We start from the raw sequence: 12,632 nt of genomic DNA, 5'->3' as shown, positions 1-12,632 counted from the left end.
TAGTAGTTAGAAACCGACTTTGTGATTACTGATTCTGGTTGGGAATCTGGCACGTACTACATCAGGCGTCTGATCGCGGTAGGTAGAACTGCGTCCTTCAATCGTCAAAATTCCGGCGGGATCAAGGGTAATGAATGCGTACAACGGATCCTTGTAATAATGCGCCCCGCTGTTGGTATACACATAAGATGCACTGTTCATAATAAAATAATGCACACCATTGCGCTGCCCATGCCGGTCATCGTGGTCGTGACCCATGAAAACAGCAGCGATCTTGTTGCCGGTTTTTTTTCTGGTCGCATTCAGATTTGCCTGATCGAATATTTTCAGAATGTCGTCCGCATTGCCAGTTTCTTGATAAAAATCACTGAGAAATACCGGTTGATGCATGAATACAATGACAGCAAACTGCGCAGCTGCCAGATCGTCCCGCAGCCAGTCGAGCTGGGCCTGATCCGTAAAACTGCGTTGTGGCCAAGCAAACGGCCCCCAGTTTGATGTATCGTAATCCACCAGGGAACCATCTTGCTTTTTCAAAAAGTTACGATCCATTACCACAAAATGAAATCCGTCTTTATCGAAAGAGTAGTATCGCTTAGGCATATTCCAGAACTTCATGATCGTCGCCTTGTCACAAAAATCCATGTCATGATTTCCCAGAACGTGGTACTTGGGACCTTTGAAGCGGTTCCATTCAGCCATAATCTCATCTGAGTTGGTATGCCGGCAAAAATCACCGCATTGCACAATGAAGTCCGGATTTTCTTTCAGCACCGAGCTGATAAAACTCTTGATTCTTGCCTGTTCGTTTTTGCCGAACTGCAAATGGTGCAGATCGGTGATAAAGCCAAAGCGCAGTTTTTTGTGGCTTGCCGTTTGACTCGCCGGGATGGCAAAACAAGAGCTGGTCAGCAGCGTAGCGCCAGCCGCAATTCCAATGTCTTTGAGAAAACTTCTTCTATTGGGCATGCTGCTGGGCTTTAATTTCGAAAAATCCTGTTCGTATTGTTATTTGCATAACCCGATGAGCAGGTCATCCCCTTTCCGCCAATGCCGACGGCGATGTGAATGCGGTCCTCTATGGTATGTTCGAAGATTTCTCCATTTTCATGCAAGCCATAATAACCAGCCCAGGTTTCGGTCATATCACTCAGATCAAAACCAACAATGCGGCTGGCCTCCTTCACCATCAGATCATTGACATACTGATTGTGCTGATAACCTAAATTTTCTTCTTCTCCAATTTTTGCGTATTGGTGAGAATCCCCCACGATAACAGTGCCGTCAATGGCCTGTTTAAACAAAATATGAATGCCGTAACTTTCAAGCTCTTGTAAGTGCTCGGGCGTCTTTATGGCTGCAAATCCGGGGCATTCCTCAAAAGCCTCGTAGCGACGAATGGTCAATCCGGTAGCGATATTACCGGGCAGCGACAGTGATGGCAACGGTTTGGTCCGCATCATTTGCAGTTTGCTCACAGACAAATCCTGTGCTTTGAACAGGGTTGGAAATAGCATTTTGAATTCATGGCCGGACGCAACAACCACGTTTTCAGCAAGGAATTTCTCTCCACCAGAAGTTGTGATTACAGCCTGGTTAGATGACACTTCACAGCCAATAACCGGTGAGCAGCGCTGAATCGTAAGGTTTTCAAAACTTTGCTCCATGTATTGATGAACCCTGTGGATGAACAAATTAGGCTCAACGCTAACTTCCTGCGGAAAATAAAGCGCTTCCCGGCAATATGATGCCTTCATGGTTGGATATTTGTCAATCAACTGCTTTTGCGAGAGCAGCTCACAACCGTATCCTTTTGTATCGTAAATTGCTTTCAGTTCATGGATCAATTGCTGTTCATCGTCGTCGGAAGCAATGTAAACCGAGCCATTATTACGAACAGAAACGTCATAACGCTCCTGAATGGATTTGTAAAGATTGGTGCCGTAGACGCCATAGTCAAACCATTTGCTGGACATTCCCGAGGCGATTACCTGTCCGAAATTGCGGACTGTGGCATTAACAGGCCGTTGGTCTTTTTCAAGTACAAGTACTTTTTTACCTAAAAGAGCTGCATGGTATGCATGGAATGTGCCAATTGCGCCTGCGCCAATTACCACCAGGTCATATTTAAGATTCATGTTGTTTTTTATAATTGGTAAACAGATTTATTTCTTGATTGCACTTTGTACAGGCTCTCCTACCGGATGGTTTGCTGTAAACTTGAAGCCCATGATTTGCGCCGCAGTCTGCGCGATCTGGTCCTGATAAATGCGGGTTTTGTCTTTCATCTCACCAAGAGCTGGTGTATTCGGACCGATCGCTGCCAGCCATGTCTGATTTGATCCCGGCGCCGAAGTGCCATGACCAGTCCAGCGTTTATCAATGCCTCTTCCATGGTCAGGATAAATCAAAAAAGTGGTTTTGCCTTTGTAGAAAGGATCCTTTTGCATTGTTTCCCAAAGTCCGCCTATCATCGCGTCGATATAGCGTCCTGAATCCAGATACGAATCGTATTCGCCTGCGTGGCCGAAATCGTCCGGATCTGCGAAATCAATATGCAAAACGCGCGGGTGATTGGCATTCACGTAAGATTTTGCCATCGCATAGGTGTTCACATCAAAGCGGATACCTTTTCCGAAATAGTGGGGGAAATTGTCCTGGATTTCGTTGGCCAGTTGCTGTGCTTCGGTCAGCTTGCCTTCTACCATTTCGCCGGCAATGTTTACAAGCATGCCGTTTCTATCGCGGTTAACAATGTTCTTAACCACATCCCAGGAGGCGAATGTAACGACCTTGCCTTTGAAGCCTTTTTGCTTGTCGAAGAATTCGAGCACATTCTCATTGGGGTTGTTTGGGTAGCTGTTGCTGTTGATCTTTTCGTCGTAAAAACCACAAAGCGTTTCACTGCGACCAGGGTAAGAAAACCAGTATTTGTTTCGCAGATTCACCTCATTGCCTAGCTCCCTGTTACCATAAAGCTGGCCCTGGCTGGCGATGGTTTTCCATAGAAAGGGCATAAGCTTTTCTCTTCGCTGCTTTGCCGATTCAGCCCAATACTTTTTGAATAGGAAAGTTGAGTCCTGCTTGCGATACTTTTTGTTGAAGATCAGCGTCGAATCTGCTCCCTGAAAGATCTCCTGCCAACGGTAACCGTCAATTGATATCAGGACGATGTTCTGCGTTTGCTGAGCCTTGCCGGTAAGGGCGAAGGCCAGCAAACAAAGAAATATGATTTTTGTTTTCATATTATTGAATGTTATGCTTCGTTAAGGACTCTATTTGGTCAGCCACATTGTGCCGTTCTGAGTATCTGCTCCGCTATACTGCGTCTGAATGGATGCTTTTACATTGGATTCATTGTTGGTGTACTCTGAGGTTGGATAAGCCCAGCGCGTTGGAATCTGATTGTTATTACTGTTGGCTTGTCCAACTTCGAAGGTCGGTACACCCGTACGGCGAAATTGATAATAGGCCTGCTTACCAGAATTCTCAAAGAAGGACACATACTTCTGTTCCAGTATTTTATTGAGCGCAGCGGTCTGAACCTCAGGGTAAGGATTGCCCGCAATAAAGCTGGCTATGTCTGCTGTTCCGATGTTATAAAACTTCATAGATTCCTCTATTCCGGATTTGTAATAGTTGGCAGCATTACCGGTTGCCCAGCCACGATTTATACCTTCCGCAATGATAAAATTCACCTCCGAAGCACCAAGCTGAATTGCGGGCACACCCGCCGCCGAGGCCTCCCAGAAGTCGAAGTTGATCATAGACAAAAGCCCTTTTCCGGCCTGGTCCAGCAGCGTCGACTGCAAATCACCGGTTTTACCGCCTGCGTATTTTGCAAATGCATCCTGATTACCCGCCAGAGCCTCAGCCGGAAGTGCTACGACCATAAGGCGCGGATCTCTGGTTGTCTTTGCGATGTTGGCATAGGTGGCTGCCAACGTGTTTCTTTTGTCATTTTTAACTACCACACCATTACTCGGCCAAAGCGGATAGGTGTTGAATGTGTTGTAGACAATCTGAAAATTATCCGCATTGGTCAAAATCAGCGGGTACTTCGCCGGACTAGACAAAATAGTCGCAAATTGTTGCTTAACGTTCAGTTCGGGAGTGTCGTCAGCCCTTTTGCTCAGACTGATCAGGGTTCTTAACCGGAATGAATTGATCAGTTTCTGCCATTTGGACAGATCACCGTTGTAAATAAAATCACCCGGCAACGTAGCCCGGCTTGCAATTAAAGCGGGCATCTCCGCATTGGCCTGCTCCAGCCATTTCAAAACCTGCACATAGATATCTTTTTGGCTGTCATATTTAGGTTTGAAATTCTGGCTGCTTACACCCTGGATCGCCTCAGTCATCGGCACATCACCAAACATTTCGGTAGCACGGGCGTAAAAGTAGGCTTTGAAAAATTTGGCCATCGTTTTGTACTGCGTTGCTACGGCCCCTGCCTGATCGGCGACCTGCTCCATTTGGTTTACATTTCTCAAACTGGTGTAAAACACATCGTAAGAACCGGTCGTCCAGCTGTAAGGCTGGCCTTCGTAATAGGCCTCGTTCTGGGTCATGTACTGATTATGCCGCTGGTCCAAACTCCACGGTGAATCGTAAGCGTTCAGCAGGATTCCGGTAAAAATCAGGTCCGCAGACGGGTTTGTAATCGCTCCCGGGTCTTTTTGCAAATCAGCGATGTCTTCGCAGGATGCAAGGCAAACCGCAAGGCAAATGATTAAGTATTTTAGCTTTTTCATCATTGTAATGCTTAGAATGTAAGATTAAGGTTAGCGCCGAAGCTTTTCACAGAAGGAGTCTGAAAGCTTGTGATCGTTCCGGTAAACTGGTCCAGATCGATATTTTTCGTGTACTTGCCGGTGATGTAAAGCAGGTTGCGGCCTACAAGTGAAATACTGGCAGCTGACGCGAACCGAGTTTTCGCTAATAATTTTGCAGGAAGGTTATAGCTGATCACCACTTCCCGAAGTTTCAGGTAAGTCCGGTTTTTTGCTGCTACATACGCCGACTGATAGTAATTGGTAGCCCAGGCCTGCCAAAGTACGGGCACATCGTTTGTGGCAAATTCACGTGTATCTGAGATGACAACACCATCCTGATCGGTATTCAGCTGGCCTTTTACAATGCGCTTGCCATCTGTCATCACACTTCCCTTGTAGCCTGCTAAATCTCTGTTCTGCCAGTCTTTCAGACGAAATTCGTTGGCTGATTCCGGTGCAGTTCCGCTACCAAACTGTTTGGTGTACATATAGTTGTTCACCTTCCCACCAAAACGTCCATCCACCTGGAAGCTGACAAGCAACGACTTGTATTTGAAGGTGTTATTGATTCCGGCTGTGAATTTGTTATCGTAATAGCCTATTTTCGTATTGTATGGATTGTAGGCAGGCATTCCATTGGATCCGACAATCATATTGCCAAGCTCGTCGCGTTGAAAATCCTTGATGTAATAGGCATCTGCTCGGTCACCTACCTTGATGTTCCCATCACGCATTTGTGTTCCATTGATTTTATCCAGCCAGCGGTGGTTTGTCGACCAGTTAGCAGCTACATTCCAGGAAAAATCTTCAGTTTTAATAGCCGTTCCTTCCAGTGTCAGCTCGGCACCCTTCCTAATATACGTATATGCATTTTGCTGAATTCCTGAGACGCCCGAAGTGACAGAAGTCGCAACATTGACAATGCCGGGCCCCTCTACATTACGAAATATGGTTCCGTCAAAAGCAAGGCGGTTCTGGAAAAATCGCATTTCCAAACCAACTTCGAGCGTCTTTACGCGGGCCGCTTCCAGGTTATCATTGTAGAGTGTTCCTGTGTAGCTCACGCCAGTGTAAGAGTTATTCCAACGGCCCGAATTTGAATAGGTAGGAATCAGGCTGTAAATACCGTACTGGTCACTTTCGTTTACAAAATCACTTGCCACGTTTGCATAGGAGCCTCTTAGTTTCACGAATGAAATTTTTTCAGGAAATGATATTACTTCCGACAAAACAGTGCTCAATGAAGCCGACGGATAGAAGTAGGTGTTGTTTTTAACAGGCATTGTGCTGGATTTATCTACCCGCCCAGTCAGGTTCAGGTATAAGAAATTTTTGTAATCCATATCCACAAAACCATACACACTGCCTACCTGGCGCTTTGCATAGTCATTGCTCGAAGTAGCAGGCTGCACCGAGTTGGACAATGCATACACGCCCGGCACGATCAATCCTTTTGTGGTGGTGCCATTCAGTGAAGTTACTTTTACAGAACGCAGGTTCCCGTAAAGTGATGCGCTCATGCCAAGATCTGGCGAGAGTCTGCGGTCATATTTCAAAGAAGCCTCAGTGTTGTTTTCAAAGAAAGTATCATAGGTTTCAGAATAGCCCCCAGCCTGATTTGGGAAACCGAAATTATACAGATTCGAAGAGATCGGAGCACGTGTGCTGCGGTTTCTGTTCCAGGTACTTACATTGGTACGCAGGTTGAAAGTCAGCTTGTCTGTAAGCTTGTAATTCATTTGCAAAAACCCGTATGTGTCATTTTTGTAGTAGGTTTTCAAAGCTTCATAGGCCGTCATCCATGGATTGTCATAAATGGTGTATTCACGGTTAAACTGCTGGGCATTTTCCTTACCTGGCTGCCAATAGTTGCGCATGTCCATTACGTCATAATCTACACCACCCCAAACGGTGAATATATAAATAGGACTTGCCGGGCCGTAGTCGAGCGTTGGATAATTAGGGGAATACTGACGGTTGTAGTTAATACTTGCGTCAAAACGAAGTTTGCTTCCGGCGTTGATCCCACCAGCAATATTGACGGTCGTACCACCCAACTTGGTATTGGGAACCTGACCGCGCTGAAAGAGTTGTGAAACCGACAAGCGAAAATCTCCGAAGTCACTTTTATTAGAAATGGCAATGTTATTGGTACTTAAAAGACCATTACGCAAGAAATTTGTGAAGTTATCCTTCCCCCTTGCAATCCAGGGAAGTGCCAGAAGTTTGCCCGTCGCAGGATCTTTGGGACTATTGTACTGTGTAATCGGCTGACCTTCGAATCGAGGACCCCAGATATTGTAGTCGTTGTCGTTGATCCCACCGCCGCGTCCATCCACAAAGGAATACCGGAAGTTACTGCCTGGGCCGTACTCTGTCTGATATTTTGGGATTGCATTAAAACCGGCCTGAAGCTGGGTACTGGAATTGAAGTCCACCTGAAAGCCTTTTTTGTTACCTGAGCCTTTTTTGGTGGTTATAATGATCGCCCCGTTTTGTCCGCGGTTACCATATAGTGCTGCCGCACCTGCTCCTTTCAAAACGGAGTAAGTTTCTATATCGTCAGGGCTTAAATTCCAGGAATCTGTGCTAACGGGTACCCCATCGACCACATACAATACACCGCTGCGCCCCCTGAGAGTAACCGAAGGATTCGAAAATAGGTCTGGGCTTTGCGCAATGGTAAGACCCGCCACTTTGCCGGTGAGCGAAGCAATTGCGTTGGGCTCACGGGCTTTCACCATGGTCTCACCCTTTACTTCCTGTACGGCATATCCGACCGCTTTTTTCTCCTTTTTGATACCTAGGGCCGTCACAACTACTTCATTGAGCTGTCTTGGGTCGGCAACCAATGCGACATCGACCACAGTTCGGTTTCCCGTCTGGATTTGCTGACTTGTAAAACCCAGAAATGAAAAGATTAACACATCGCTGGCGCCTTGCAATTCAAGAACATAATTTCCAAATGCGTCGGTGATCGCACCTTTCGATGTTCCTTTGATCAACACATTCACACCCGGCAGCGGCTCACTGTTGGAGGCATCGACTACCTTTCCTTTGATCGTTTCAGCCACCGGGCTGCTAGCACGCGTCAGGGACCTTTTAGCTGGCATTGCACCCGCAGGAATGCAAAATGTCACGATCAGCATAAAAAAAGCTTGCAAAAGCCCTTGATTCAGTTGCTGGCTTTTAAAGAAGTACAACTTGTTTTTCATAGAATAGAGTGATTAAAGACTTCTATTCTTTATTCAAAAAACAAACCAAATAATAGATTGCTTATAATCAATAGTTTACCTAAAATAAAGTAGGTTATTTTGATTAAACAGGCCGTATTTGATGATATTTAGTCAAAAACTGCACTTTGCCATATCCCAGCTAACATTTAGATAATAAACAGAATCTCAAATAGTTGAAACGATTCAGGTAATTACAGCTAAAGTGCAATATTATTTTTCCCGCAGCCCGATTTTCCGAATTTCCAGCCGGAATCTCAAGACAAAGCGATCATTTTAAATACGAAAATGCTGATGATTAATCATCAAGCTCTTTCGGCCTTCTGATCTGTAATTTCCGGATGCGCGATTGCAGGGTGCGCTCGTTGATCTGAAGCAACCGGGCGGCGCCCTGATCCCCTGTTACACGCCAGTTTGTTTGCTGTAAAGCGCGGACGATGTGCAGCCGCTCATTCTGATCCAAAGATTCTAATACTCCGTTTTGCGATCCGGCAACTACTGTCGTTGACCCAAGCTCACCGGGCTGCATCTTGAACTTATCGGTTTTACTCATGATCACACCACGTTCTATGACGTTTTCAAGCTCGCGGATGTTACCCGGCCAGTGATGTGCCTGTAATAACTGATAGGTTTTTTTGGAGATACGACGAATCACCTTTCCATTTTTAAGCGCGTATTTGCGCACAAAATGCCTTACCAGCATGGGAATATCTTCCTGCCTTTCCCGCAGGGGCGGCGTGTGAATTGGAAACACGTTAAGTCTGTAAAACAAATCTGCACGAAACTTACCATCTCTGACTGCCGCATTCAGGTCAACATGTGTAGCAGCGATCACGCGGACGTCCACTTTGGTCGTTTTAGTTGCACCAAGACGGTCAAATTCACCCTCCTGCAAAACACGTAGCAGCTTGGCCTGTAGCTCAAGCGGGAAATCACCTATCTCATCAAGAAATATAGTCCCTTGATGCGCCAGCTCAAAGCGGCCCGGGCGGGAGGATACCGCGCCGGTGAAAGCGCCCTTTTCATGGCCAAACAATTCACTTTCAATGAGCTGTATTGGCAGAGCGGCGCAGTTGATCTTAATAAAGGGCTTCTGCCTTCGCTTACTCAGCCGGTGAACGGCCCTTGCCAACAACTCTTTTCCGGTACCGGTCTCGCCGGTAATCAGTACCGTCGCCTCAGTGGCAGCCACCCGGGCTGTCCGATGAAGGATTTCCTGAAAATTTACGCTGTTGCTAACAATATCATCGAAATTAAAATTATCATTGACTTCTTCGCGCAATAACTGGTTCTCTTCCTCAAGCAACATGGTAAGCGATTGGATTTCTCCCAGCGCGCGGCTGAGCTCATCGTTTGATTTTTTTAAATGTGCGATCAGGCCTTCGTTTTCCCGCTGTAAGGTGCGGATTTTCAAAGCCCTTTCGAAAGCAGCTATCAGGTCTTGTTCAACCCATGGTTTTTGAAAAAAATGAAAAATCTTGCCTTGGTTTACTGCCTGAATAATTGTCTCAAGGTCTCCGTAACCCGTAAGCAGAATGCGCGCCGGCTCCGGATTAAGGCCGTATATGTGCTCAAAAAATTCCACACCCGACATACCCGGCATCCGCTGGTCGGCCACGACCAGGTCCACTTCGTTTTCCTGAAAAAGTCTGATTGCATCTGCTGCGGATAAGGCAGTAATGACATTGTATTCCCAGGAAAAAGTGGCCGAAAAGAAAGTCAGATTGATTTCTTCATCATCAACGTACAAAATCGTATAGGGCTTGTGATCCATGCTCATTAGTTAATAAATATTAAACATAGGAATCGATCTGCTTTCTTAAATTAAGTCAGTGTTAAGTTTGTAGGCAAACAGATAAAAAAGGTGGTTCCCACCCCTACTTGGGTCTTAACTTCAAGAGTCCCCTGATGCTTTTGGATAATACCGTAAGTGATCGACAAACCAAGACCTGTACCTTCGCCAACCTGTTTTGTAGTGAAAAAGGGATCAAAGATTTTCGCAATAATGTTCTGAGGAATACCTATACCATTGTCGCTGATGACAATCTCAACGATTTCTTTCTTATGCGTGGTTGTTAACTCAATGCGACTACTGATTTGATCACTTTGGGCTTCGATCGCCTGGATAGCATTTGTAAACAAATTCATAAAAGCCTGGTTGAGTGGACCCGGATAACAGAACATTTCCGGAACGCGATCATCGTAGTTTTTAACAAGCGCAATGCCCGCCTGTTTAAACTTGAAGTGCAGCAGAACTAGCGTCGAATCAAGACAATCGTGTACGTGTGCCTTTGTACGTTCCGATTCATCTGTCCGGGCAAAATTTCTAAGTCCACTCACAATATCTGCGGTGCGTTTGGCCCCGATCCGTATGCCAACGATAAATTCTGCCAGACTCTGCTTGACAGCTTCATATCGATTCTTACGCTTGATTTCCGCAATTTGTTCCCGCTGAATTGCAAGCTGATCCGAAGGTAACTGTTCAGCCTTTTCGTATTCTGCAACCACATTCATCAGCGCTTTCATGTTCTTTTCAAGACCATTTATTCCTGAAAAAATAAAGTTAACCGGATTATTAATCTCATGCGCAATGCCTGCGGTCAGAAGACCCAGGGACGCCATTTTTTCGGAGTGTACAAGTTTGTCCTGGGCAATATTCAGGTCATATACCGCATGTTCGAGTTCTTCATTTTTTGTAGTGAGCGCATCATTTAACTTTTGCTTTGACCGGCTGGCCTGTGTGATCACCACAATAATTGCAATAATTCCCAAAACCACCAGGCCCAATAAATACAGGGAAAATGTTTGCGTCTTGATCTGAATGATCTGCTGATCGAGAATGGTCTTTTGCTTGGTGATCGCGCTTTGCTGTCTGCCGATCAATTGGTCCCCATTTTTAAGCTCCTGCGCTTGTTGAGCAAGCCGTTCTTCATAGTAGTTCAAAAAGTAAACTAGCTTTCCAACCTTGTCCGCAGCCTGCTGTACCGACACAAAATCCGCCTCTGTCGCGTCCATAAAACGGGTAGGATCCACAGCACCCCAGTTTTCCTGAACGTGATGCCACACAGCCGGATTTTCTTTATGTAAGTTCAGAAAAAGATTACGGAGATCTGCTTTTAGTGATTTGGGTAGGTTGCTGCGAATGACGATGGGACTTTGTGCGATTGGCTCAGAGGTCCATATAATCCTGACAGCATCTTTGCCCACTTTTCCCGTCAGCTGGAAATTGGTCAGGTCATCAAAGGAGACGAAGGCCGCATCCGTTCGTTTTGTAAGAACAGAGTTTATAGCGTCCAAATGTCCGCCGGAATATTGAATACTCTCAAACTGTGCTTCCGGGTAAGGAACGTTTAATGAAGCCAGTTTCATTCTCGGCACAATATGCCCAGATGTAGATGAGACATACGCAAAGTCCAGGCTAATATGAGCAGCATCATTTATAACGTCCTGGATATTTCGGTAACTGCTCGATGGAGCCACGATCAGACAACTGCGATAGGTTTTTGCCTTACCAGCGCTATCACCCAAAATCATGAAAGGTTCAATGTTATTGATACTGTCGCTTTTGGCAAACACATATTGAAAGGTGTTCATCATGGCCAGATCTACTTTGCCTTGCCTGAGCAGCGCATGCATCTTTTTGGTAGACACAATGTTTTCATATCTGACAGGTATTTTTAACTTATAGGAAATGTATTTGCTTAGAACCTGAGTCCTTTTTTCATCAAAATAGGAAGATCCCGTGATTCTGAGTGTATCAGTTTCAGAATATGCCATTGAGCAGATGAAAAAAAATATCACGCAGACATTAAGCGTTAAAAAGGGCTTAATCATTTTCAAAAGAATTTCGCGAAACAGATCTTGCAATTTAACCAAGTCTTTCAAACAATTACCAGACATTGTATAGTAAACCCGAAGTTGTCGCGCCAATAGATTCGACTGGACTTGCTATATTTAAGTGGACATTAAGCTAAGAGAAACTTTTATCACTTAACATCTATACCTGTAAAAAGAAGTGTATTTGATAAGGAATCAAAATGATGTACGTTGAACTAAGCCGCCGCCGGTCGGCAACACCCGCACCGACCTTAGTGCGTTGGCAGAAGAATTCAATATTCTACCGGCGATGCTATATCGTTGGCGAAGAGAGTTGTCTGCGAAACAAAATGGTAGTTTTCCTGGAAATGGAAAGGTGATTTTAAGCGAAACCGAACAGGAATGACACGGCTATGAAAAGAACTCCGCGACACACAACTTGAAGGCGATATACTAAAATCCGTGTACAGCATATTGGCTGTTGAATACCCAGAACAAACTAGGTTTGGCTCGAATAAATACCCTAATGTGTTATATTTGAGTAACTTTCTAAACCAAGCCTGCCGCCTTTACTGGTACTTTGATTCCTTCCTAAAATCTGGACCGGAGCGTACCTTGCCCTTTCAAGGGTATTTGTTAATAGCGTGGTGATCTTTATAGATTCCCGTACAGAAAAATTAGCATACTCCCGGCAACTCATGCTAGCTGCTAAAATTTCCAGCAGCACCACTTTCCTATATTGATAATCTTTCATGATTCTGTGGAAGAAAAAGTCCATGCGAATGTCCTTTCTAGAACCCATCTTTTT

The 12,632-nt window shown here is 45.3% G+C and carries 7 protein-coding genes; all 7 read right to left on the bottom strand.

Features of this window, described 5'->3' with window-relative positions; all coding sequences use genetic code 11:
- Positions 1 to 6: 6 nt before the first annotated feature.
- The 7 genes from E0F88_RS31475 to E0F88_RS31445 all read right to left on the bottom strand — a co-directional run bounded on the left by E0F88_RS31475 (position 7) and on the right by E0F88_RS31445 (position 11,785).
- Complete coding sequence (locus tag E0F88_RS31475) at positions 7 to 969, bottom strand: metallophosphoesterase family protein (RefSeq protein ID WP_131962490.1); 963 nt, start codon at positions 967 to 969, stop codon at positions 7 to 9.
- Positions 970 to 980: 11 nt separating this feature from the next.
- Entirely contained in the window at positions 981 to 2,138 is a 1,158-nt protein-coding gene (locus tag E0F88_RS31470) for a TIGR03364 family FAD-dependent oxidoreductase (RefSeq protein ID WP_131962422.1), read from the bottom strand.
- Positions 2,139 to 2,165: 27 nt separating this feature from the next.
- Positions 2,166 to 3,245 (bottom strand): alkaline phosphatase family protein, encoded by a 1,080-nt coding sequence (locus E0F88_RS31465; RefSeq protein WP_131962420.1) that lies wholly within the window; start codon positions 3,243 to 3,245, stop codon positions 2,166 to 2,168.
- Between the two features lie 30 nt (positions 3,246 to 3,275).
- Positions 3,276 to 4,757, bottom strand: coding sequence for a SusD/RagB family nutrient-binding outer membrane lipoprotein (locus E0F88_RS31460; protein WP_229213970.1), 1,482 nt, complete (start codon positions 4,755 to 4,757; stop codon positions 3,276 to 3,278).
- Between the two features lie 8 nt (positions 4,758 to 4,765).
- Positions 4,766 to 7,990, bottom strand: a complete 3,225-nt coding sequence (locus E0F88_RS31455; protein ID WP_131962418.1) for a SusC/RagA family TonB-linked outer membrane protein — start codon at positions 7,988 to 7,990, stop codon at positions 4,766 to 4,768.
- 316 nt (positions 7,991 to 8,306) lie between these two features.
- A complete protein-coding gene (locus E0F88_RS31450; protein WP_131962416.1) occupies positions 8,307 to 9,782 on the bottom strand; it encodes a sigma-54-dependent transcriptional regulator in 1,476 nt (491 codons plus the stop codon).
- Between the two features lie 50 nt (positions 9,783 to 9,832).
- A complete protein-coding gene (locus E0F88_RS31445) occupies positions 9,833 to 11,785 on the bottom strand; it encodes a sensor histidine kinase (RefSeq protein ID WP_165940207.1) in 1,953 nt (650 codons plus the stop codon).
- Positions 11,786 to 12,632: the final 847 nt, after the last annotated feature.

This window comes from Dyadobacter psychrotolerans (assembly GCF_004349265.1).
Lineage (GTDB): Bacteria > Bacteroidota > Bacteroidia > Cytophagales > Spirosomataceae > Dyadobacter > Dyadobacter psychrotolerans.
This window is presented reverse-complemented; position numbering and strand designations above follow the sequence as displayed.